We start from the raw sequence: 23,021 nt of genomic DNA on the forward strand, positions 1-23,021 counted from the left end.
CTCGCGCCTTTTGTTATTCCAACGGGGCAGTGAAACATCGCCATGGGACGTATTCTGTTTCTGATCGGCATCGGGCTGGGCGGCGCGGCTGTCCTGATCGCCTTGGGTGTCTGGCAGGTTCAGCGGCTCGGCTGGAAACAGGCGGTGCTGGCCGACATCACGGCGCGCATTTCAGCCGAGCCTGTGGCGCTGCCCGACGATCCTGATCCGGTGGCGGACAAATACTTGCCGGTCGCCGTGACCGGCACCTATGCGCCCGAAGCTATCTATGTGCTGGTCAGCCAGAAACAGATTGGCGCGGGCTATCGCGTCATCTCGCCGCTGGTGACAGACGCCGGTCGGCGTGTGCTCGTCGACCGTGGCTTTGTGCGGGTGGATGACCGAGACGCGGTGACAACACCGGCAGAGCCGGTGCGCATCACTGGCAACCTGCACTGGCCCGACGAAATCGACAGCTACACGCCGGAGCCGGATCTGGGTGCGAACATCTGGTTCGCCCGAGACCTGCCCGCGATGGCGCAAAGTCTGAACACCGAACCCCTGCTGATCGTGGCGCGTGAAACGTCGCAATCGGGCGGCCCCGTGACGCCCTTGCCTGTGGACACTGCGGGCATTCCCAACGATCACTTGCAATACGCCATCACATGGTTCTCGCTGGCCCTGATCTGGGTCGCGATGACCGCTGTTTTTGCCCTGCGCGGCAGTCGCCGCCGACCAGAAAGGCCCAATTCGTGAAATATATCTCGACCCGTGGCAAAGCGCCCGAGCTGACATTCGAAGACACCATGCTGACCGGGCTGGCCCGTGACGGGGGGCTTTATGTGCCATCCGAAATTCCGACGCTGTCGCACGATGAGATCGCCGCGATGGAAGGGCAGAGCTATGAAGAAATCGCCTTTCGCGTGATGCGACCTTTCGTGGGCGAGACCTTCAGCGACGCCGAATTCCGCGGCTGTATCGACCGCGCCTATGCAGGGTTCGGCCACGCCGCCCGCGCGCCGCTGGTACAGTTGGATCAGGGCCACTTCCTGCTGGAACTGTTCCACGGCCCGACGCTGGCGTTCAAGGACTTTGCCATGCAACTGATCGGCCAGTTGTTCCAGTCCGCGCTGACGCGGCGCGGTGAACGGGTGACCATCGTGGGCGCCACCAGCGGCGACACCGGCTCGGCCGCCATCGAGGCGTTTCGCGGGCTGGACAATGTGGATGTGTTCATCCTGTACCCGCATGGCCGCATCTCCGAAGTACAGCGCCGCCAGATGACCACGCCCAGCGAAAGCAACGTGCACGCATTGGCCGTCGACGGTGACTTTGACGACTGTCAGGCGCGACTCAAGGATATGTTCAACGACTTCGAATTCCGCGACGCGGTGAAACTGGCGGGCGTCAACAGCATCAACTGGGGCCGCGTTCTGGCGCAGGTGGTCTATTACTTCTCCTCCGCGGTCTCTGTCGGCGCGCCGCACCGCAAGGTCAGCTTTACCGTGCCCACAGGCAACTTTGGCGACATATTTGCAGGCTACATCGCCAAACGCATGGGCCTGCCCATCGACAGGCTCGTGGTGGCGACCAACCAGAACGACATTCTGGACCGCTGCCTGAAAGGGCAGGGCTATCACAAGGGCGACACCGTGCCCTCGATCAGCCCGTCGATGGACATTCAGGTCTCGTCGAACTTTGAACGCGCACTGTTCGACGCTTACGGCCGTGACGGCAAGGCCGTGGCGCAGCTGATGGACGAGCTGAAAGAGGGCGGTTTCGACGTGAGCCAGGGGGCGATGGAAGCCCTGCAAGAGCATTACGACAGTGGTCGCGCATCCGAAGACGAAACCAATGCCACCATTGCGGCCACGCTGAAAACCTCGACCGAACTGCTGTGCCCGCATTCGGCCGTGGGGGTAAAGGTGGCCAACGAACACCGCGTTCAGGGCACGCCGATGATCACGCTGGCCACCGCCCATCCGGCGAAATTCCCGGACGCTGTCGAGAAAGCAAGCGGCATCCATCCGCCTCTTCCCCCGCGCATGGAAGACCTCTATGAACGCGCGGAACGGGTGACACGGGTCGCCAATGACCTTGCCGCGCTCAAGGACCATATCAAGGGACATATCGCACAGTGAGCTTGCAACAGCACCGCCTTGCCAACGGCTTTCGCATCGTGACCGAACACATGCCGGGGCTGGCCTCGGCGTCTATCGGGATCTGGGTCAATGCCGGTGGCCGGCACGAAGCGCCCAAGCAGAACGGCATCGCGCATTTTCTCGAACACATGGCGTTCAAGGGCACGGCCAAACGCAGTGCCCTGCAAATCGCCGAGGCGATCGAAGATGTGGGCGGCTATATCAACGCCTATACCAGCCGCGAGGTCACAGCCTATTACGCGCGCGTGCTGGAGGCGGACGTGCCGCTGGCGCTGGACGTGATCGGAGACATTCTGCTGAACCCAACCTTTGACAAGAACGAGATCGAGATCGAGCGCGGGGTGATCCTGCAAGAGATCGGTCAGGCGCTGGACACGCCCGACGATGTGATCTTTGACTGGTTGCAGGCGCAGGCCTATCCCGAACAGCCCATCGGGCGCACCATTCTGGGCCCCTCGGAACGGATCGAAACCTTTACCCGCAAGGATCTGGCAAAGTTCGTGGCCCAGCATTACGGCCCCGAAGAGATGATCCTGTCGGCGGCGGGTGCTGTCGATCACGACAGCATCGTGAAACTGGCCGAAGAGATGTTCGGCGGCATGGTTCCGACACCCGCGTTCAAACTGGCACCCGCGTCGTTTCGCGGTGGGGAGGTGCGTCAGGTCAAGGATCTGGAACAGGCGCATTTCGCGCTGGCCTTTGAAAGCCCCGGCTATCGTGACGAGGAAATCTATGTCGCGCAGATTTACGCAAGTGCCCTGGGCGGCGGCATGTCCTCGCGCCTGTTTCAGGAAGTGCGCGAGAATCGCGGCCTGTGTTATTCGATATTTGCGCAGGCAGGTGCCTATGACGACACCGGCATGATGACCGTCTATGCGGGCACCAGCGGCGATCAGGTGGCCGAACTGTCGCGGATCACCATCGACGAAATGAAGCGCGCAGCCTCGGACATGAACCCCGCCGAAGTGGCCCGCGCCCGTGCGCAGATGAAGGCCGGATTGCTGATGGGGCTGGAAAGCCCGTCCAGCCGCGCCGAACGTCTGGCGCGACTGGTGCAGATCTGGGACCGCGTGCCACCGCTGGAAGAAACCATTGCGCGTATTGATGCGGTGACAACTGGCGACGTGCGCGAATTTGCTGAACATATTGCGGCTACAGCGCCGGTGGCGCTGGCGCTTTATGGTCCGGTTGATACCGCGCCGACGCTGGATGCCTTGCAGGAGCGCCGGGTCGCCTGATGTTGCTGTCCAAGCGGAAACTGCGGATCGAGACTGAGCGGTTGACGCTGAGGCCCCCGATCCATGCAGATTTCCGCCCCTGGTCGGCGCTGCGGGCCCATTCCAAGGACTACCTGACCCCGTGGGAACCCGGCTGGGCCGAGGATCATTTGTCGCGCAAGGCCTTTACCAACCGTGTCTATTGGGCCCAACGTTCTATCGCCAACGGTTCGGCCATGCCGCTGTTCCTGATCCGTCGCGCGGACGAGGTGCTGGTGGGGGCGATCACATTGGACAACATTCGGCGCGGGCCCGCACAGGCGGGCACTCTGGGCTATTGGACCGGTCAGATGTTCGCGCGCAAAGGCTATATGCGCGAGGCCATCGAGGCGGTGGTGCACTATGCCTTTACCCGTCAGGACCTGAGCCGGATCGAAGCCGCCTGCCTGCCCGAAAATGCCGCCTCGCGCGGGTTGCTGGAAAAGTCGGGCTTTAAATACGAGGGCGTTGCGCAATCCTATTTGCAGATCGACGGGCGCTGGCGGACGCACGTTCTTTATGCATCTCTGCGCCATGACCGTCGCGGGCGCACCGACGCCAGATGACTTTGGCGCAAGATGCGCTAAACTGAAGGCCACGAGGGTGGCCATCATGTTGATCCGACTGCTGACAGCTTTGACACTGATGACAGGGACGGCGCAGGCGCAGGCCACGCGCACGCCCAGCCATTGCATCGCGCTGGCGGGTGACATCGACGGTGCGACGTTTGTGCATAAGGCCAGCTATGACGCGCAAGTGCCCAGCGAGACGGTGCTGATCCACTACATTGACCACGCCAGCTTTCTGATCCGCAGCCATGGCGGGCTGAACATCGTGACGGATTTCACCGGCTACATCGGCAACGTGCCGATGATTCCCGACGTGGTGACGATGAACCACGCCCATGACACCCACTGGACCGCCTTTCCCGACCCAGGCATCGCCCACGCCCTGAACGGCTGGGGTCCGTTTGGTCAGGGGATCGACCATCATGTCGATCTGGGCGAAGTGCTGGTGCGCAATGTCTCGACCGACATCCGCAGCCAATACGGCGGCAGCGAGGCCAAGGGAAACTCGGTCTTCGTGTTCGAGCTGGCGGGTCTGTGCATCGGTCACCTGGGTCATTTGCATCACGAGCCGGACGCCGCGCAATATGCGGCCATCGGGCGGCTGGACGTGGTTATGGCGCCGATTGACGGTGGTATGACGCTGGACCTGCCCACCATGACCCGCGTGCTGAAACGGCTGAAATCATCGGTGGTGCTGCCGATGCACTGGTTTTCCGACTATACGCTGGATGAATTCCTGACCGGCATGGCGGATGAATTCGCGGTGGTCGAGGTGGGCGGCCCTGCCTTGCAGGTGTCGCGTGACCGCTTGCCGTCGCGCCCCACGATCATGGTTTTGCGTCCCGAATGGTTGCGCCGCTAGTGCAGGCCCTTGCCTTTGCCGCGCCGGGACAGGATGTTGCGGCCATGACATTGACCTCACTCACCCCCGAGACTGAACCGCTGCTGACCGCAGCCTTGCCCGCCGACCGTTTTCGCCGCGCCGAAGCCCGCTATCTGGAAGAGCCGCGCGGGCGGTACAAGGGACAGAGCACCCTTGTCGCCCTGCCGCGCAGCGTTGACGAGGTGGCGACGATCGTGCGCCTGTGTGCGCAACACCGCATCGGGATCATTCCCTACGGCGGCGGCACGGGGCTGGTCGGCGGGCAGGTCGTCGAGGACGGCCCCGTGCCGCTGATCCTGTCGCTGGAGCGGATGAACGCGGTGCGCGCGGTCTATGCGGATGAAAACGTGGCCATTGTCGAGGCGGGGGTGATTCTGGCCGACGTGCAAGAGGCCGCAGCGCAGGCGGGCCGCCTGTTCCCGCTGTCGCTGGCCGCTGAAGGCACCGCGCGGATCGGTGGCAATCTCAGCACCAATGCAGGCGGCACTGGCGTGTTGCGATATGGCAATGCGCGCGATCTGTGCCTGGGGCTTGAGGCTGTGTTGCCTGACGGCAGCATCTGGAACGGGCTGAACCGCCTGCGCAAGGATAACACCGGCTATGATCTGCGTCATTTACTGATCGGGGCCGAGGGCACGCTGGGCGTGATTACCGCCGCCGCGCTGAAACTGTCGCCGCGCCCCGCCCACACCGGTACGGCGATGCTGGTGGTGGACAGCCCCGCAGCGGCGTTGAAACTGCTGACGCTGGGCCGTGACCTGCTGGGCGAGAGCATCAGCGCCTTTGAGCTGATGCACCGGCAGGGCATGGATTTTCTGGCCGAGAAACTGCCCGACATCCGCCGCCCTTGGGACAGGCCGCCCGAATGGTGCGTGCTGGTCGAGGTGGGCATGTCCGCGGGGCAGAACCCCACAGACGCGCTTGAGCGGCTGTTCGTGGCCGGGGCCGAGGAGGGGCTGGTCAGCGACGGCATCATCGCGCAATCGCAAGGGCAGTCAGACGACTTCTGGACCGTGCGCGAGCAGATCCCCGAGGCGAACCGCCTGATCGGTTCGATCAGCAGTCATGATATTTCAGTGCCATTGGGCGCACTGGCCGAATTCATCACCAAGGCCAATGCGCGGATTGCGGCGCTGGGCGATTTCCGGGTGAATTGTTTCGGGCATGTCGGCGACGGCAACCTGCATTACAACGTCTTTCCCTTGGCAGGCAAGACCAAGGCCGACCATCTGGCAGAGCGGGACCAGATCAAACAGGCGGTGCATGATCTGGTGCACGAGTTGGGCGGTTCGGTCAGCGCCGAACATGGTATCGGACGGCTCAAGGTGGATGATCTGGAACGCTACGGCGATCCGGTCAAGCTGGCGGCGATGCGCGCGATCAAGGTGGCATTGGACCCGGCGGGAATCATGAACCCCGGCGCGGTGCTGCGCGGGCGGGCTTAGGGGCGCTGCCCCTCGGCGCTGCGCGCCTCACCCCGGAGTTTATCGGGCAAGATGAAGATGGGTCAGTCGCCCGCATAGGCGCACAGCGCCTGCACGTCCATGCCCATGGCTTCCAGTTTGGCGCGGCCACCCAGATCGGGCAGGTCGATGATAAAGCTGCACGAGATGATCTTGCCCCCCAGCCGCTCGATCAGCTTGATGCCCGCCTCGGCGGTGCCGCCGGTGGCCAGCAGGTCGTCGACGATCAGAACGGTCTCGCCCGCCTGAATGGCGTCGTCGTGGATTTCGACCACGGCCTCACCGTATTCCAGCGTATAGGCCTGTTCGATGGTCGCACCGGGCAGCTTGCCCTTTTTGCGGATCGGGACGAATCCTTTGGACAGTTGGTGTGCGATAGCACCGCCCAGGATAAAGCCGCGCGCTTCCAATCCCACGACCTTGTCGATTTGCAGGCCTGCATAGGGGTTCAGCATCTGGTCGATGGCCATGCGAAAGCCGCGCGGGTCGGCGAACAGCGTTGTCACATCGCGGAACATGATCCCCTCGTGCGGGAAATCGGGGATGGTGCGGATATAATCTTGGACGGTTTTCATAGGGTTTCCGGTGTTCAGGGGCATCAGCCCCAGAGTGGCGGCCTGTGGACCATAAGCCAGAAGATGGCGATCAGCGCAAGGAAGGCAGGCCAGCCAAGGGCGAACCAGATGCGAAAGGCGCGGTATGCGGCGGCGGGCACCGTCGTGGCGGTGGCGGTCAGGTTGCGGATGCGGATTTGCAGGCCGACCACGGGCACCCATGTCACAAAGGCCACAGCATACAGCACATAGGTCATCAGCAACCACGGCTCGGTCAGCGGATAGCCTTGCAGGTGGATCAGCCAAAGCCCGGTGGCGGGCTGGATCAGCCCCGCCGGTGTGGTGAACAACCAGTCGGCGACCACCACGCCCGATGCGGTGCGGTGGATCACCACCGGATTGTCGCTGCGCATTGCCCAGACCATCTGGAACGCCGTGCCGATGCCGGTGCCGAACAGCACGGTGGACGACAGGATGTGCAGCCATTTGGCTGTCAGATAGGCGTCCATCAGCGTTCTCTTTCAACAATGGCGGCCATGGCGATCAGGACCAGCAGCGGGACGTTCTTAAGCAGCCCGCCCAAGGGGAGCAACCACAACGCGGGGTTCAACAGGGTGAAGGCGGCGGTATAGGCGACAATCATCCCAAATTGCACAGCCGCCATCAGGCGGGGCCGCCAACCGCGCAGCAGGGCGGCGGCAATGGCAAGGTCCGCCAACCCACCGGCGCGCGCCATGACGATCAGCGCGGTGTCGGGCAGGGTGTCCGGGACCAGAGGCAGGAAGTCGGCGGCAGGCAGGGTCAGGCCGATCAGGCCCGAAGCCAGCCACAGGACCGCCAGAACCAGCCGCAGCACAGGTCGCATCAGGTAGAGCCGCGCGTGCCACAGATCCTGCGTGCCGCAAGGCTGGGCGTGCAGGATGGCGCTAAAGGCGCGGGGTTGCGGAGCCTCTGGCAGCGCGTGGGGGGCGTGCACGCCCTGTGACAACTGGTCGACCGCGGTGCGCGAGATCGGACCAAGCCGCATGGCATCGCCGATGGTCCCCATCATCCGGGCCAACGGGCCGGGCAGACGCAGGGTGATGGCAGGACGCAGGCCCATCCATCCGCGCAGGGCTTGCAGCATCTGCGTTTGCGTGACGGTCTCGGGGCCGCCCACCACATGCGGGCCACCCATGGGCGGGTGCTCAAGGCAATGCAAGGCAATCGCAGCCAGATCGTCGGCGTGGACCGGGTTGAACGGCTGGTCGCCTTTGCCGACCATGGGCGTCACCAAGGGCAGCGCCGCCAGCGCGCGCGCCAGGGACGAGCCGCCATAAGAGGTATGCCCCAGCACCAGACCGGGGCGCAAGATGGTGACGGCCTCGGGCGCAGCGGTCTCGCCGTCAAGGCGGTGGCGGGCAAAGGGGGTGTCGGCCTCGACCCCGATGGCAGAGATCAACACGCCGCGCGCGCCGGGGGGCAGTGCGGCATAGACCGCCGCAGGGGCCGCGACATGGACCGCGTGCATTGCAGCGGCGCTCCCTGTCAGCAAACCGGCGGCGTTGATGACATGGGCACCCTCCGCCAGCACCGGACGCCAGAACTCTGGATCATGGGTCACCGGATCATTCAGATCCGCGCGCAGTGTGTGGAACCCCATATGCCGCAAGGCTGCCGGATTGCGCGCATGCGCCGTCACCTGCCAACCCGCGCGGCGGGCGGCAAATGCGATGTGACGGCCGATAAAGCCATCAGCGCCGAGGATCAGGACGTGTCGGCGCATGGACGCGCCCCTTTTTATGTCAGAACCCGACCGGCAACGGCGTCCAGCTTGGCCACCAGCTCGGGGTCGCGGGCTTCGGGGGCGGTCATGATTGCGTATTCCAGTGCCCGGTCACAGCCATGCGGGCAGGGCGCGCGTTCGGCCCCCAGAAGCGCAGGCAGGCGCGACACCAGATTGCGGCCTTTGTCGGCGTTGCCGGTCAGGGTGGCGATAATCTGTGTCACGTCCACTTCGCCATGGTCCGGATGCCAGCTGTCATAGTCGGTGATCATCGCCACCGAGGCATAGCACAGCTCGGCCTCGCGGGCGAGTTTCGCCTCGGGCATGTTGGTCATGCCAATCACATCCGCGCCCCAGCTTTCGCGGTACATCCGGCTTTCTGCCAGCGTCGAGAATTGCGGCCCCTCCATCGCCAGATAGGTGCCGCCCCGGTGTACCTTGATGCCAGCCGCGTGCGCCGCTGCCTCGCAGGCGTCGGACAGGCGCGGACAGGTGGGATGCGCCACGCTGACATGGGCCACACAGCCGCTGCCAAAGAACGTCTTGTCACGGTTCACGGTGCGGTCGATGAACTGGTCGACGATGACGAAATCCCCCGGTGCCATTTCCTCGCGGAACGACCCGCAGGCCGAGACGCTGATTACATCGGTGCAGCCCAGCCGTTTCAGCGCGTCGATATTGGCGCGGTAGGGGACCGAGGTGGGCGTATGCACATGCCCGCGCCCGTGACGTGGCAGGAACGCCATTTCGACCCCGTCGAGCGTGCCGGTCAGGATCTGGTCGGACGGCTTGCCCCAGGGGGTCGCGACCTGCACCCACTTGGCATCCTTCAGCCCGTCGATGTCATAAATGCCAGAGCCGCCGATCACGGCGATGCGGGTTGGGGTCATGGGAGCGGCCTTCTCATGCGGTGATTTTCAGCCTCGAGACTAACGCCTGCGCAAGAGGCCGCAAGGGGCCTGTGGGCAATCGCTATTCACAAGCTCTTCAGCGCAGATGTTCCTATGTGCTTTCACTATGTCCCCGGAGGCACTAGGGGTCACATATTCGCAGTACTGGGGCAGGTTATGGCGCAAAAATCTACGGTGTATAAAGTTGAACTTTCGGTTTCCGATATGGATCGACACTATTACGAGACGCATAAGCTGACCGTGGCCAAACACCCATCTGAGACGGATGAACGGTTGATGGTGCGGATTCTGGCGTTTGCATTGAACGCGCATGAACATCTGGAGATGACCAAAGGGCTTTCATCGGATGATGAACCGGACGTCTGGCAAAAAAGCCTGAGCGGCGAGCTGGAATTGTGGATCGCACTGGGCCAGCCCAGTGAGAAAATTGTGCGCCAGTCCTGTGGCAAGGCCGACAAGGTGATTGTCTATTCTTATGGCAGAACCGCAGGGACCTGGTGGGACAAGATCAAAAACAGCACCACCCGCTTTGACAACTTGCGTGTTGTCAACCTGCCCGAAGCCGAGACCGGCGCGTTGGAAAAACTGGCAAGTCGCGCGATGAAGGTACAGGTCAATATTCAGGACGGCGAAGTGATGGTCAGCGTTGACGATGAAATTGCCTATGTCACGCCGATCATACTGAAATAACGCCTGAAACTGGCCTTTAGCAGAGGCGATGGACCCTGCGTCTAGGGTCCAGACCCTTCTGTATCTCCGATCTGTTATTGTTCCCCCGTCAGCGACCTTGGCCGAGGTCACTGACGGGACGGTGTATGGCGTCAGAGCCTTGTGGCCCAAGTTGAACTGGGACCACGTTTGCTAGCGAGCCAGCACTGTCTCTCTTCATCCATCTCGAACAGTTGCTTGTGGCCAGCTTGGACCACGGATCAGAAGGAAGAGAACATGAACAGGATAACACGAGACGCAATCCTTGGCATAGATGTCAGCCGCGATTGGCTGGACATTCATTGCCTGCCAAGCAATCAGAGACTTCGATTGCCCAATTCCGAGGACGGGCATGCGCGCGTGGGCGCCCTGGCAAAGTCAGCCTGTGCGCTGGTTTGTTTTGAGGCCACAGGGGGGCAGGAATGGCGTCTGTGGTCGGCCCTCGACGTTGCAGGGGTCGCGACCAGGCAACTGCCGCCCGCGCAAATCAAAGCCTTTGCCGCCAGCCGGGGCACGCGGGCGAAAACGGATAGGATCGACGCGGAGCTTATCGCGCGGTTCATGGCCTTTCGGCCTGATGCAGGGCGGACCTTGCCGCATGAAAAGATACGTCTTCTCAGGGCTTTGGTGTCCAAGCGTGGTCAGCTCGTCGAAACACGCAAACGGCTTTTGGCGCAAATCAAGGCGCATGCGAAACTGGGTTCGGATGATCTGTTCGACGTCATGGATGGTGACCTGAAAGACCTACTGGATCGCCAGATTGCAGGACTTGAGGTCCGGATCGAACAGATCATCGCCTCAGAGGAAGGCCTTGCCACGACTGCTGCCATCTTGCGTTCAGTTCCCGGCATTGGCCCGGTCGCCAGCACGATGTTGATCGCTGAAATGCCGGAACTCGGCCAGATCACGGGCGAACAAGCCGCCGCGCTGACAGGCCTTGCGCCCATTGCCCATGACAGCGGCGCGATGCGGGGCAAGCGCGCTATCGGAGGCGGCCGGCGCCCGCTGCGACACGTTATGTTCCAGGCGGCGCTCGTCGCCAGTCACCACAATCCCGTCCTGAAGCCGTTCGCAGACCGCCTTCGCGAAGCCGGAAAACCACACAAAGTGATAATCACCGCCGTCGCAAGAAAGCTTGTGACAATCGTGAACGCCCTTTGCAAAAGTCGGCAGAAATGGACTACTCAACTCGCTTGAGAAATACAGTTGCTAGCAAAACGAGGGCTGCAATGATTGATGCAAAACGCATGGGTATTCCTGAACAAACACGCGCGGTTTTGTAAGCTGACTGGGGTGATAGTAGGGCAGCGGGTGATCTTTTTGTGCGCATGTGGATGGCTGCCCTTGAACTCGCCGCCCTGCCTGTCAAACGCGCACATCCGCATCCAAACCTGTGCGCAAAGGCCACGCCGCATGCGCAAAGCGCATTCTCTCTGGTCCCTCGGCGCTGTTCCCGTTAGAGGGGGCGTTTAACATTGGCGACATATTCGCAGCGTACAGGACACCCATGGCTTTGATCTCGAACCTCATCCACACCCGTTTCGGCGACTTTCGTGTGGCGCCCGGCGACACCCAGTTGGACGCCCGTCAGTGGAAGACCGAAATTCTGTCAGGACTGACCGTCGCGCTGGCGCTGGTGCCCGAGGCTGTGGCCTTTGCCTTTGTCGCCGGTGTGAACCCGCTGGTGGGGCTTTATGCGGCCTTTCTGGTGGGGCTGATCACGGCGATCATGGGCGGGCGTCCGGGGATGATCTCGGGGGCCACGGGGGCTTTGGCGGTGGTGATGGTGGCACTGGTGGCACAGCACGGGGTTGAATACCTGTTCGCCACAGTGGTGCTGATGGGGCTGTTGCAGATCTTTGCCGGTGCGATGCAATGGGGCAAGTTCATGCGGCTGGTGCCGCATCCGGTCATGCTGGGCTTTGTCAACGGGCTGGCGATCGTGATCTTCCTCGCGCAGATGAGCCAGTTCAAAGTTCCGGGCACAATGGTTGATACCGGTCACGGGGTCAGCGGCGGTGAATGGCTGTCGGGCCAACCGCTGATGATCATGCTGGCGCTGGTGGCAGCGACGATGGCGATCATCTGGATCACCCCGCGCCTGACGCGGGCGATCCCTGCGCCCTTGGCCGGCATCGGGATTGTGGCGGCAGTGGTCATCGGCTTTGGTCTGGACGTGCCGCGGGTGGGCGATCTGGCCAGCATCGCGGGCGGTTTCCCCGCATTCCACATTCCGATGGTGCCCCTGAACTGGGAAACCTTTGAAATCATCCTGCCCTACGCGGTCATTCTGGCGGCCATTGGTCTGATCGAAAGCCTTCTGACGCTGAACCTTGTGGGCGACATGACCGGCCAGCGCGGAGGTGCCAGCCAGGAATGTATCGCGCAGGGTGTTGCCAACACGGTCACCGGCTTTTTCGGCGGCATGGGCGGCTGTGCAATGATCGGTCAGTCGATGATTAACGTCAAATCCGGCGGACGCACGCGGGTCGCGGGGATTACCGCGGCGCTGTTCCTGCTGGCCTTTATCCTTGTCGGGTCGAGCCTGATCGAACAGATCCCGCTGGCCGCACTTGTGGGCGTGATGTTCATGGTGGTGATCGGGACCTTTGCGTGGAACTCCTTGATGATCATGCGAAAGGTGCCCTTGATGGATGCCTTTGTGATCGTTCTGGTCACGGTTGTGACGGTGATGGAAGACCTTGCCGTGGCGGTGGTTGTTGGCGTGATCGTCAGCGCGCTGGCCTATGCGTGGAACAACGCGCGCCGCATCCATGCGCAGATCGAAAATGCCCAGGATGGGTCCAAGATCTATAAGGTGCAGGGCCCGCTGTTTTTTGGCTCGACTGACGGGTTCATGGAGATGTTCGAGGTGGAAACCGATCCGCTGAGCGTGACTGTGGACTTTGCCGACAGTCGTGTGGTCGACCAGTCGGCCTTGCAGGCGATTGAAACGCTGGCCGGAAAATACGAAGAACTGGGCAAGCGCATTCAACTGCGTCACCTGTCGCGCGATTGCCATGCGTTGCTGTCCAAGGCGGGGCATCTGGTGATCGACAGTGACGATGACCCTGATTACGCGGTGGCCGCCAACTATGGTGTTCGCACGGGTATTCTGGGCGGTCACTGAGGGTTGAAGCCGGTCAGGGGGCTGTCTGCCCCCCGGCGCAAGCGCCGTCCCCCGAGGATATTGGAAGCCAAAAGAATGGGTTTGCAGCATTTGGGGCCGCGCTGGGCTCTTCAATTCATCACAATCAGGACGTCGGTAGAATGACCTCTGTTGCCGTGCCGCGCGCGCGTATCCTGCTGTACGCGCTGATGACGTCGCTGACGGCCATCAGCATCGACGCGATTCTGCCCGGTTTGCGGTTCATCGAGGCCGAGCTGGGCAGCGCGCCGCCGCTGTCGTCACAGCATGTGATCGTTGTGTTTGTGTTCGGCATGGTGTTCGGCGAACTGGTGATCGGCCCCGCGTCGGATGCCATCGGGCGCAAGGCGGCCTTGTTGTCCGGCCTTTCCATATACGTTCTGGGCACCGTGATTGCACTGATGGCCGGTTCGTTGGAAATGGTGCTGCTGGGCCGGTTCTTGCAGGGCTTTGGTGTTTCTGGCCCAAAGATCGCCACACGCGCGATCATTCGCGACCAGCTTGCGGGCAATGACATGGCACGGGTGATGTCGTTCATGTTCACGCTGATCATCCTTGTGCCCATGCTGGCGCCTGCGCTTGGGCTGGGGGTGATCGCGCTGGCCGGTTGGCGCGGGATCTTTGTGCTGTTTCTGGCGATGGCCCTTGCGCTTGGCTGTTGGTTTGCGTTGCGCCATCCCGAGACCTTGCCCCGAGACCAGCGCATTCCCTTTCGGCCGGGGGCGTTCTGGCGCAACGCCCTGCGCATTCTGGCGAACCGGCGTGTGGGGCTTTTGATTGCGGCGACCGGCCTGATTTTCGGGGCGCAGCTGGTCTATCTCGGCACGGCCGCCGATCTGTTTCTGTCCCTTTACGGTATCACCGAGACCTTTCCGTTTTACTTTGCCGCACTGGCCTCGGGTATTGGGCTTGCCTCCTATCTGAACGGCCGCCTCGTCGGGCATTTCGGTACGGATGTGATGGCGCGTGCGGGGCTGTGGGGGATGTGTGTGGCAAGTGCACTGATGCTGGGGGCGGCGTTGGTGTGGCATGGGCAGCCGCCGCTGGCGCTGTTCATGGCCCTTGGCTTTGCGGTGTTCGCGGCGATGGGCATTCTGTTCGGCAACCTGAATGCGATGGCGATGCGTTCGCTGGGGCAGCTTGCCGGAATTGGCGCATCGTTGATTGCGTCGGGGTCAAGTCTGGTTGCAACCCTGTTTGCCAGCGTGGCAGGGGCGTTTTACGACGGAACGGCGACGGCGCTTGCAGCGGGATTTCTGGTGGCCGGGATCGGAGCGACAGGCCTTTCGATATACGCCCTGCGTGGGCAGGTAAGCGAAATCAGCGCCGTCCGTTAGATCCAGACCTAGCCACAATCGGTTATGTTCTCGGCCTTGAGCCAGCCATATGTGCCGCTCTGCCAGATATCGGTCTGGTTGATATCATGACGGACCCAGACCCAGCCGTCCGCCTTGGCGGGGGCCAGATCGGCTTGGGGGTAGAGCACGATATCGCCCAGCGGAATGTCGTGCAGGTTTTGTGCGGTGTCTTCAGGGTTGGCATACATGGAGACCGATTGTGCCCCTTTGTCACCTGAAACAACCGAACAGCCAATGCTTGCCTGCGCCGGAGCGGTGAAAGCGAGCAGCGCACAGGCGGTTGTCGCGCAGATAAGAGAACGGATCATGGCAGGAACCTTCTGCTAAGGGGACAGGCGTATGGCAGGTGCGCGATTGCGCAGTGGTGTCAATCGTCGGGGCGGATCAGCTCGAACAGATCCTTGACGACAGTATAGTCGCGATACCCGAGGCGCGACAGCGGCTGATAGGTGGTGATGTCGAAACGCCCGTCCACGATGGTGTCGTCGCGCATGTGCACGCCGGTGACTTCGCCAAAGACCACATAGTTCGACGCGCCCTCGATCTGAACGATCTGGGTGACCTTGCATTCCAGTGCCGCCGGGGCACCGCCGACGCGGGGGCAGTCGATGGTTTCGCAGCGTTCGGCAGTGATGCCGGCCTTGGCAAATTCGTCGGTGCCTTTGGGGTAGGTGGCCGACGAGGCATTCATCGCATCACGCGCCGCAGATTCGACGATGTTGACGCAGAACACACCGGTTTCACGGATGTTGGCGACGCTGTCCTTGGTGTTGTCCTGATCGTCCTTGACCCCGGTCGAGGCGAACATGACCTGCGGCGGCACATAGGCGACGCCGTTGAAAAAGGAATAGGGGGCCAGATTGGGCACGCCGGCCGCGTCCTGTGTCGAAATCCAGCCGATGGGGCGGGGCGTGACAATGGCATTGAACGGATTGTGCGGCAGGGGGTGTCCATCGGCGGGGCGGTAAAACATGCATCGGGCCTTTCAGTTCGGTTTGGCAAAGGCTTAGCTGCATGATAGGGCAAAAGCCAGCCGGAACCAGCCGAGTAAGACCTGCCACTGATGTACGCCCTGATGCCCGAGACACGCGACGACTGGTGGGAGGTCGAAGCCTTGTACGACCTTTGCTTTGCGCCGGGCCGCGAGGCGCTGTCGTCTTACCGGTTGCGCGATGGCATTCCGCCGGTCAGCGGGCTCAGCCATGTGGCGCGCGACCGCGACGGTATCCTGGGCGGGGCGATCCGCTATTGGCCGGTGCGGGTGGACGGGGTGCAGGTGCTGTTGCTGGGTCCGGTTGCAGTACACCCGACACGGCAGGGCGAGGGGCTGGGCGGACAGTTGATGCATGTGTCATTGCAAGTGGCACACGAGCAGGGATGGGAGCGGGTGATGCTGGTGGGCGATGCACCCTATTACCAACGGTTCGGCTTTACCCGACTTGACGATGTGGTGATGCCGCCCCCGACCAACCCCGAACGGGTTCTGGGCCGTGCGCTGGTTGCGGGTGCGTGGGACGGCGTGCAGGGAAATGTGACGCGCTGGGATGTCGCTGGCTGATCGGCCCGTATTGAATTTTGCGCCGACCGTCCCGATCTATCAGTTCAGGAGGACTGCACATGAGCGAAGTGACCTTTCCCGAACATACCGGACTGGCCCAGTTGGATCTGGATGCGGAACTGGACCGGCTTGCGCATCGGTATCGTGCGGCAAGCGGGTTGGGTATTGATCTGCTGAACGCCATCGGCGCACGGGCGGACGGGTTGTTGGGGCGCTTGCCCGGCGATGTGCGCCAGCGTCTGGAAGGGGCCACCGTCATGGCGCTGACGCAGGCGATGAAGGTGGCGAGCGGCTCGCGCAGGATGGTCAAGGATCAATCCTCTTGGGTGAACCGCACGGTCAGTGCGGCCATGGGGGCTGCGGGTGGCTTTGGCGGCTTGCCCACGGCGCTGGCCGAACTGCCGGTGACCACCACATTGCTGTTGCGGGTGATCGAGGGCGAGGCGCACAAGCTGGGCTTTGACACCACCTCAGAAAACGTGCGGTTTGATTGCGTGCAGGTCTTTGCCGCCGCCGGGCCGCTGGCCGAGGACGACAGCGCCGACATTGCGTTCCTGTCCGCGCGGGTGGCGCTGAGCGGCGCGGCGATGCAGGCGCTGGTGGCGCGGGTTGCGCCCAAGCTGGCCGTGGTGCTGGGGCAAAAGCTGGCAGCGCAGACCGTGCCGGTGCTGGGCGCTGTGGCGGGGGCTGCGGTGAACTATGCCTATACCAGCTATTACGCCGAGATGGCGCATATCCATTTCTCGCTGCGCAAGCTGGCGATTGATGCGGATACCCCGCGCGAGGTGCTGGTGAGCAAGCTGAAAGAGCGGCTTGAGCGGGGCAAAGGGATCAAGGTCTGACGTTCACGGCAAATGGTGGCCGATAGACGACTGCGCCACCGAGGTTGCCTTGAGCACGGCAAAGCAGTTCATGCCCACTTGCAGGCCCAGATCACGGGCCGAGCGGGCGGTGATGCGCGCCAGCAAGCTGTCTCCGGCGGCGTCCAGAGCAATGGCAGCCCCCGGGCCGTCGCCCATTTGCACCGCTGTAACGGTCACCGGCAGGATGTTCACCGAACTTAGCCCCATGGGCCGGTCGCGCGCGACAATCACGTCGCCGGCACGGATGCGCACGCGAATGCTGTCGCCCACATGGGCCTGCACACCGGGCAGATAGATATCGCCCGCCGCGATACGCAATGTTGTCAGCCCGTCATCGGCGTGATGCGTTACCGTGGCGTCAATGACCGCCCCCGCCTCGCGTACGCCCAGCAACGGGACCAGCGCAGGGTCGGACAGCAATGCGCGGATCGGCCCTGCCGCGCGGACCGCGCCATCAGACAACAGCACCAGCGTATCGGCCAGCCGCGCGATCTCGTCCAGCGCGTGCGAGACATAGAGGATAGGCAGGCTGTAAGCGGTCTTGAGCCGTTCCAGATAGGGCAGAATATCGGCTTTGCGGGCTTCGTCCAATGCGGCCAGTGGCTCGTCCATCAGCAGCATGTCAGGCCGTGACAGCAGGGCGCGGCCAATGGCGACACGTTGGGTTTCACCACCCGACAGATGGCGCGGGCGGCGGTCCAGCAGCGGGGCAATGCCCAGCAGGTCGATCACATCATCGCGTGACATCGCAGTGGCGCCAGTGGGTGCATAGCGGGTGCCGTAGTCAAGGTTGGCCGCGACATTGAGATGCGGGAAAAGCCGTGCGTCCTGAAAGACATAACCTAACCGACGCTGGTGCGGTGGCAGGCAGGTGCCAGCCGCGCGGTCCAGCAACACGCGCTCGTTTAGGGTGATCCGGCCGGCATCGGGGCGCAGCAATCCGGCCACGGCGTTCACCAGCGTTGTTTTGCCCGCGCCTGACCGTCCGAACAGGGCCGTGACGCCCGCGGGGGCCTGAAAGGCTGTGTTCAGGGTGAAGCCTTCAAAGCGGTGGCGGATATCGACGCTCAGGCTCATGTGGCACCGATCCGCGCCGCGATACGCCGCGACAGCCACTCTGACACGACCACCGCAGCCACGGCGATGGCACAGGCGATCAGCGTCAGCTGGGCGGCACGCGCTTCACCACCCGGCACTTGCAGATAGCTGTAGATGGCCGACGGCAGGGTCTGCGTCTGGCCGGGGATGGCCGCGACAAAGGTGATGGTTGCCCCGAACTCGCCCAATGCCTTGGCAAAGCCCATGACAGTGCCCGCCAGAATGCCCGGTGCGATCAGTGGCAGGGTGATGGTGGCGAACACCGCATAGCGCGGCGCGCCCAGCGTGGCGGCGGCGGCCTCGATGCGCGGATCGACCGCTTCGATGGCCAGCCGCATGGCGCGCACCATCAGTGGAAAGCCCATGACCATCGCGGCCAGCACCGCCCCCGTCCAGCGAAAGGCCAGCACCAGCCCCAAAGTTTGCTCCAGAAATCGCCCCACGGGGGCGGTGCGGCCAAAGCTGAGCAGCAGCAGATAGCCCGTGACCACGGGCGGCAGCACCAGCGGCAGGTGGATCGCGGCGCTGAACAGATCCTTGCCCCAAAAGTCCCGCCGCGCCAGCAGCCACGCGCACCCCAGCGCCAGCGGCAGGCCGAGCAGTGTGGCAGTGCCGGAAACCAGCAGCGACAGGCGCAACGCTTCGTATCCGGCGGCGTCCATCAGGGCAGGCCAAAGCCGTATTTGGAAAATATCCCAGCGGCTTGCGGGCTGCGCAGGGTGTCCATGAACGCGGCTCCGGCAGGGGTCAGCGCGGCGGCGGGATAGGTGATCGGCGGGTGCTGATCCTCGGGGATCTGCCACAGCACGCTGACCTTGGGTTCCGCCAGCGCGTCCGAGCCATAGACCACGCCCAACGGCGCATCGCCGCGCGCCACCAGTGCCAGTGCGGCGCGGACGTTTTCAACCTCGGCCAGATGCGGCTCAAGCGCGTCCCACGCGCCGATTTGTTCCAGCCATGCACGGGCATAGATGCCCGCAGGCACCGATTGGCGTTGCCCTATGGCCAGTCTCTGGTCGCCCAGCCGCGCCAACAGCGCTGTGGCATCTGGGTCGGACAGGGCAGGGCCGGTGTGGCCGATCAGAACCAGAGTGTTGGTCAGCAGCGGCGCGGCGGTATCGGGGCCGACACTGCCCTGTTCTTGCAGCCAGTCCATCCATTGCGGATTGGCCAATACCACCACATCAGCAGGAGCACCTTGCGCCACCTGCCGTGCCATCGCGCCCGAACCGCCATAGGAAATCGCCACAGTGTCGCTGCTGAGCGCGGCAACCTCGTCCAGCGCACCGCGCAGGCTGGCGGCGGCAAAGACAGTCACGTCCTGCGCCGTCACCGCCACGCAGGTCACGCAGACCATCAATGCGGCCAGACATGAATTGAGAAATGCTGTTTTGCCCATCAGCAGCAGTATTTACCCACGCCCGCGCCGCCACAAGTCCATTCTGTCGCGGGACAAGGCGTGGAAACTGTGATGAAAGATGGCCACCTTTACCTAAAATTCGTAAAAAGTTGGCATCCATCTGGTATCGTCCTCAAATCAGTGCATTGTAAACGTACCAAAAACTCTGAGGCACTTCATGACCGCCCCGCTGATCAAGCAGCTTCCTATTTCGGTAAACGGTGCGCGCAAAACCGATGTGCGCACCCAGTTTGCCGCGCTGTGTTGGCGTGTGGTGGATGGCAAGGTGCAAGTGTTGCTGATTACCTCGCGCGGGTCGCGGCGCTGGATTGTGCCCAAAGGGTGGCCGATGGACGGTCAAACCCCCGGAGAGGCGGCGCTGACCGAGGCCTGGGAAGAAGCCGGCGTGACCGGCAAGGTGGACTGGCGCCCTGTGGGGCTGTTTTCCTACAGCAAATCCGTAGGTGACGCGGATGATTTGCCCTGCGTTGCAATGGTCTATCCGGTGCGGGTCAAGTCACTGTCCAAGGATTTTCCCGAAGCGCAGGAACGCAAGCGCCGTTGGGTCAGCCGCAAGAAAGCCGCCCAATTGGTCGAAGAACCGGAGCTTGCGCAAATTATCAAGGATTTCGATCCGCGCATTTTGCGCTAAGGTGATACTGTCTGGGGACAGGGCCGCTTGACGCAGCGGTCTGCGTGTATATTTCGAGTGTGTTGACCTGTTTTGGAGTTGCAATGATCCGCTATGCTTTGAAATGTGATCGGGGCCATGCTTTCGAAAGCTGGTTCAAATCAGCCGCGGCCTTTGAAACACTGCGCGCGGCGGGCCATTTGAATTGCACCGATTGCGGCAGCCCCAACGTTCAAAAAGCCGTGATGGCACCACGCGTTGCGGCGGGTCGTGGTGATACCGAGAGCCCAACACCCGATGCCGCCCGCGACGCAAAGGCCGCCGAGGTCAAAGCCGCACTGGCGCAAATGCGCAAACATGTGGAAGAGAATTCAACCTATGTGGGCGGCAATTTCGCCTGTGAGGCCCGCGCGATGCATCTGGGCGATGCCCCTGAACGCGCAATTCACGGCGAGGCAAAACCTGACGAAGCCCGCGCGTTGATTGAAGATGGCGTGCCGGTCATGCCGCTGCCATTCCTTCCCAAAAACAAGGTGAACTGAACAATGAACATCGTCATTACGGGCGCGACGCGCGGCATTGGCGCGGGTCTTGCCGCGCATTATCGGGCTGCGGATCACAGCGTAACGGGCACGGGGCGCGGCGTGGGGGCAGATGTGGTGATGGACGCGATGCAGCCTGCGGAATTCGCCAAACTGGCTGCGGCTTTGGGCGATGCCCCCGTTGACCTGCTGGTGTGCAATGCAGGCGTCTATCTGGACAAGGGCGAGAGCATCGAAGACGGCTATGGTGCGGATCTCTGGGCGCAATCCTTTGCGGTGAATGTGACGGCGGTTTTCCAGACGGTTCAGACACTGTTGCCCAATCTGCGCGCGGCCAAGGGCAAGATCGCCATTATCTCCAGCCAGATGGCTTCTCATACGCGCGCGCCCGGGGGCAGCTATATCTACCGTGCCTCGAAAGCAGCAGCGCTGAATCTGGGGCGCAACCTTGCGACAGACCTGAAAGCCGACGGCATTGCCGTGGGTATTTACCACCCCGGATGGGTGCGCACGGAAATGGGCACCGATGCGGCTGAAATCTCGATAGAGGAGAGCGTGGCCGGCCTGAGCGCGCGATTTGCCGCGCTGGACATCGCCACCAGCGGCGCCTTTCTGACCTGGGACGGGCAGGCGCACGCCTATTGAGCCCGCACGGCGTGGCTGTGCAGGTGGTGCCGGGGGCTGTCTGCCCCCCGGCGCATGCGCGCCGTCCCCCGAGGATTTATCGAACCAGAGAAGGGTGGGCGGTATTAATCACCCTGTTGACGCTTGTCTTTGGCGTTTGTGACGCGTAGGGAAACCTCGGATTTTGAGGTGAGGACATCATGCCCGTTCTGGTGATGAAATTTGGCGGTACATCCGTGGCCACACTTGACCGCATCCGTCGCGCTGCAAAACGCGTGGGCGTCGAAGTGGCCAAGGGCTATGATGTGATCGTGATTGTCTCGGCGATGTCGGGCAAGACCAACGAGCTGGTTGGCTGGGTCAACGAAACCTCGCCGATGTATGACGCACGCGAATATGATGCTGTCGTGTCTTCGGGCGAGAACGTGACAGCCGGTCTGATGGCGCTGACCTTGCAGGAAATGGACGTGCCCGCGCGGTCCTGGCAGGGCTGGCAGGTGCCGGTGAAAACCACCAGTGCGCATTCTTCTGCCCGGATCGAGGAGATCCCCAGCGCCAACATCATGGCCAAGTTCGAGCAGGGCATGCGCGTGGCCGTGGTTGCAGGGTTCCAGGGCGTCAGCCCAGAGGGGCGCATCACCACGCTGGGCCGTGGCGGCAGTGACACCACGGCTGTGGCTTTTGCGGCGGCGTTCAACGCGGAACGCTGCGATATCTACACCGACGTGGACGGGGTCTACACCACCGACCCGCGGGTCAGCGCCAAGGCGCGCAAGCTGGACAAGATCGCGTTTGAAGAGATGCTGGAACTGGCCTCTTTGGGCGCCAAGGTCTTGCAGACCCGCTCGGTCGAACTGGCAATGCGCTATAAGGTCAAGCTGCGGGTGCTGAGCAGTTTCGAGGAACAATCGGACACGGCCGGAACGCTGGTCTGTGACGAGGAGGAAATCATGGAAAACAATGTTGTAGCCGGTGTCGCATTCAGCCGCGACGAAGCGAAAATGACCCTTGTGTCGGTTGCCGACCGTCCGGGGATCGCGGCCACCATCTTTACCGCACTCAGCGAGGCGGGCGTGAATGTAGACATGATCGTGCAGAACATCGCCGAAGAGGGACGCACGGACATGACGTGGTCGTGCCCCAACGATCAGGTCAAGCGCGCCGAAAAGGCAATGGAAGCGGCCAGGGAAGCGGGCGTGATCCGGTTTGAAGAGCTGATCGCCGATTTGGACGTGGCCAAGGTCAGCGTTGTCGGCATCGGCATGCGCAGCCACACGGGCGTTGCGGCCAAGATGTTTCAGGTGCTGTCGAACGAGGGCATCAACATCAAGGTTATCACCACATCCGAGATCAAGATCAGCGTGCTGATCGACCGCAAGTACATGGAACTGGCGGTTCAGGCCTTGCACGACGCCTTTGAACTGGAAAAATCTGCCTGAATTCAAGGCCGAAATTGTCAGGCTGCGCGCGTTTAGGGCAGCCTGTGCGACATTCCGCAAAGGCAGCGCGCAAAACCAGGGGTTCGGCGCAAAACTCCGTTTCTTATTGCG

The 23,021-nt window shown here is 62.5% G+C and carries 25 protein-coding genes; 16 read left to right on the forward strand and 9 right to left on the reverse strand.

Annotation, left to right across the window (positions count from 1 at the left end):
- Positions 1–42: 42 nt before the first annotated feature.
- Genes DSM107133_RS06810 through DSM107133_RS06835 form a run of 6 tightly spaced genes read left to right on the forward strand, consistent with a single transcriptional unit; the run spans position 43 to position 6,294 of the window.
- Positions 43–735, forward strand: a complete 693-nt coding sequence (locus tag DSM107133_RS06810) for an SURF1 family protein (RefSeq protein WP_114294084.1) — start codon at positions 43–45, stop codon at positions 733–735.
- Entirely contained in the window at positions 732–2,120 is a 1,389-nt protein-coding gene (thrC, locus tag DSM107133_RS06815) for a threonine synthase (protein WP_114294083.1), read from the forward strand. Before DSM107133_RS06810 ends, thrC begins: the two co-directional genes overlap by 4 nt.
- On the forward strand, positions 2,117–3,379 hold the full coding sequence (locus DSM107133_RS06820; RefSeq protein ID WP_114294082.1) for a pitrilysin family protein: 1,263 nt from the start codon (positions 2,117–2,119) through the stop codon (positions 3,377–3,379). The genes thrC and DSM107133_RS06820 overlap by 4 nt, the downstream gene beginning before the upstream one ends.
- On the forward strand, positions 3,379–3,963 hold the full coding sequence (locus tag DSM107133_RS06825; RefSeq protein WP_114294081.1) for a GNAT family protein: 585 nt from the start codon (positions 3,379–3,381) through the stop codon (positions 3,961–3,963). Before DSM107133_RS06820 ends, DSM107133_RS06825 begins: the two co-directional genes overlap by 1 nt.
- Positions 3,964–4,009: 46 nt before the next feature.
- Positions 4,010–4,828, forward strand: coding sequence for an MBL fold metallo-hydrolase (locus tag DSM107133_RS06830; protein WP_114294080.1), 819 nt, complete (start codon positions 4,010–4,012; stop codon positions 4,826–4,828).
- A 44-nt stretch (positions 4,829–4,872) separates the two neighbouring features.
- Positions 4,873–6,294, forward strand: coding sequence for an FAD-binding oxidoreductase (locus tag DSM107133_RS06835; protein WP_114294172.1), 1,422 nt, complete (start codon positions 4,873–4,875; stop codon positions 6,292–6,294).
- 62 nt (positions 6,295–6,356) lie between these two features.
- On the opposite strand, the gene DSM107133_RS06840 is transcribed toward DSM107133_RS06835, so the two are convergent.
- From DSM107133_RS06840 to DSM107133_RS06855, 4 genes are read right to left on the reverse strand one after another with little or no spacing between them, the layout of a single operon-like run.
- Positions 6,357–6,887: an adenine phosphoribosyltransferase gene (locus DSM107133_RS06840; protein WP_028954637.1), complete on the reverse strand. Its 531-nt coding sequence runs from the start codon at positions 6,885–6,887 to the stop codon at positions 6,357–6,359.
- Between the two features lie 23 nt (positions 6,888–6,910).
- Positions 6,911–7,375, reverse strand: a complete 465-nt coding sequence (locus DSM107133_RS06845) for a DUF2269 domain-containing protein (protein ID WP_114294079.1) — start codon at positions 7,373–7,375, stop codon at positions 6,911–6,913.
- Complete coding sequence (locus tag DSM107133_RS06850) at positions 7,375–8,631, reverse strand: DoxX-like family protein (protein ID WP_114294078.1); 1,257 nt, start codon at positions 8,629–8,631, stop codon at positions 7,375–7,377. Before DSM107133_RS06850 ends, DSM107133_RS06845 begins: the two co-directional genes overlap by 1 nt.
- 14 nt (positions 8,632–8,645) lie before the next feature.
- The gene (locus DSM107133_RS06855; RefSeq protein WP_114294077.1) at positions 8,646–9,521 is read right to left on the reverse strand and encodes an S-methyl-5'-thioadenosine phosphorylase; all 876 of its coding nucleotides are present in this window, start codon (positions 9,519–9,521) and stop codon (positions 8,646–8,648) included.
- Between the two features lie 177 nt (positions 9,522–9,698).
- Here DSM107133_RS06855 and DSM107133_RS06860 point away from each other — a divergent pair, with 177 nt between their 5' ends.
- The 4 genes from DSM107133_RS06860 (at position 9,699) to DSM107133_RS06875 (ending at position 14,735) form a co-directional block, all read left to right on the forward strand.
- The gene (locus DSM107133_RS06860) at positions 9,699–10,232 is read left to right on the forward strand and encodes a YaeQ family protein (RefSeq protein WP_114294076.1); all 534 of its coding nucleotides are present in this window, start codon (positions 9,699–9,701) and stop codon (positions 10,230–10,232) included.
- A 255-nt stretch (positions 10,233–10,487) separates the two neighbouring features.
- On the forward strand, positions 10,488–11,447 hold the full coding sequence (locus DSM107133_RS06865) for an IS110 family transposase (RefSeq protein WP_243253540.1): 960 nt from the start codon (positions 10,488–10,490) through the stop codon (positions 11,445–11,447).
- 310 nt (positions 11,448–11,757) lie between these two features.
- Positions 11,758–13,380 (forward strand): SulP family inorganic anion transporter, encoded by a 1,623-nt coding sequence (locus DSM107133_RS06870; RefSeq protein WP_114291686.1) that lies wholly within the window; start codon positions 11,758–11,760, stop codon positions 13,378–13,380.
- 140 nt (positions 13,381–13,520) lie between these two features.
- On the forward strand, positions 13,521–14,735 hold the full coding sequence (locus DSM107133_RS06875; RefSeq protein WP_114291685.1) for a multidrug effflux MFS transporter: 1,215 nt from the start codon (positions 13,521–13,523) through the stop codon (positions 14,733–14,735).
- Positions 14,736–14,743: 8 nt separating this feature from the next.
- Here DSM107133_RS06875 and DSM107133_RS06880 read toward each other — a convergent pair whose 3' ends face one another.
- Positions 14,744–15,064, reverse strand: a complete 321-nt coding sequence (locus DSM107133_RS06880) for a hypothetical protein (protein WP_114291684.1) — start codon at positions 15,062–15,064, stop codon at positions 14,744–14,746.
- Positions 15,065–15,123: 59 nt separating this feature from the next.
- On the reverse strand, positions 15,124–15,729 hold the full coding sequence (locus DSM107133_RS06885; RefSeq protein WP_114291683.1) for a flavin reductase family protein: 606 nt from the start codon (positions 15,727–15,729) through the stop codon (positions 15,124–15,126).
- Between the two features lie 102 nt (positions 15,730–15,831).
- On the opposite strand from DSM107133_RS06885, the gene DSM107133_RS06890 reads away from it, so the two are divergent.
- Positions 15,832–16,314, forward strand: a complete 483-nt coding sequence (locus tag DSM107133_RS06890) for an N-acetyltransferase (protein ID WP_240310349.1) — start codon at positions 15,832–15,834, stop codon at positions 16,312–16,314.
- A 59-nt stretch (positions 16,315–16,373) separates the two neighbouring features.
- Positions 16,374–17,156 carry an EcsC family protein gene (locus DSM107133_RS06895; protein ID WP_114291681.1) on the forward strand — a complete coding sequence of 261 codons (783 nt, stop codon included), beginning with the start codon at positions 16,374–16,376 and terminating at the stop codon, positions 17,154–17,156.
- 3 nt (positions 17,157–17,159) lie between these two features.
- Here DSM107133_RS06895 and modC read toward each other — a convergent pair whose 3' ends face one another.
- From modC to modA, 3 genes are read right to left on the reverse strand one after another with little or no spacing between them, the layout of a single operon-like run.
- Positions 17,160–18,254, reverse strand: a complete 1,095-nt coding sequence (gene modC, locus DSM107133_RS06900) for a molybdenum ABC transporter ATP-binding protein (protein ID WP_114291680.1) — start codon at positions 18,252–18,254, stop codon at positions 17,160–17,162.
- Positions 18,251–18,937 carry a molybdate ABC transporter permease subunit gene (gene modB / locus DSM107133_RS06905; RefSeq protein WP_114291679.1) on the reverse strand — a complete coding sequence of 229 codons (687 nt, stop codon included), beginning with the start codon at positions 18,935–18,937 and terminating at the stop codon, positions 18,251–18,253. Before modB ends, modC begins: the two co-directional genes overlap by 4 nt.
- Positions 18,937–19,674: a molybdate ABC transporter substrate-binding protein gene (gene modA, locus DSM107133_RS06910; protein WP_240310348.1), complete on the reverse strand. Its 738-nt coding sequence runs from the start codon at positions 19,672–19,674 to the stop codon at positions 18,937–18,939. The genes modB and modA overlap by 1 nt, the downstream gene beginning before the upstream one ends.
- A gap of 178 nt (positions 19,675–19,852) precedes the next feature.
- On the opposite strand from modA, the gene DSM107133_RS06915 reads away from it, so the two are divergent.
- From DSM107133_RS06915 to DSM107133_RS06930, 4 genes are all read left to right on the forward strand, one after another.
- On the forward strand, positions 19,853–20,326 hold the full coding sequence (locus tag DSM107133_RS06915) for an NUDIX hydrolase (RefSeq protein ID WP_114291678.1): 474 nt from the start codon (positions 19,853–19,855) through the stop codon (positions 20,324–20,326).
- 83 nt (positions 20,327–20,409) lie between these two features.
- Positions 20,410–20,847, forward strand: a complete 438-nt coding sequence (locus DSM107133_RS06920; RefSeq protein WP_114291691.1) for a DUF1178 family protein — start codon at positions 20,410–20,412, stop codon at positions 20,845–20,847.
- 3 nt (positions 20,848–20,850) lie between these two features.
- The gene (locus tag DSM107133_RS06925; protein WP_114291677.1) at positions 20,851–21,492 is read left to right on the forward strand and encodes an SDR family NAD(P)-dependent oxidoreductase; all 642 of its coding nucleotides are present in this window, start codon (positions 20,851–20,853) and stop codon (positions 21,490–21,492) included.
- A 179-nt stretch (positions 21,493–21,671) separates the two neighbouring features.
- On the forward strand, positions 21,672–22,910 hold the full coding sequence (locus tag DSM107133_RS06930) for an aspartate kinase (protein WP_114291676.1): 1,239 nt from the start codon (positions 21,672–21,674) through the stop codon (positions 22,908–22,910).
- Positions 22,911–23,021 lie beyond the last annotated feature (111 nt).

The organism is Pseudosulfitobacter sp. DSM 107133 (genome assembly GCF_022788695.1).
In the GTDB taxonomy this organism is placed as follows: domain Bacteria; phylum Pseudomonadota; class Alphaproteobacteria; order Rhodobacterales; family Rhodobacteraceae; genus Pseudosulfitobacter.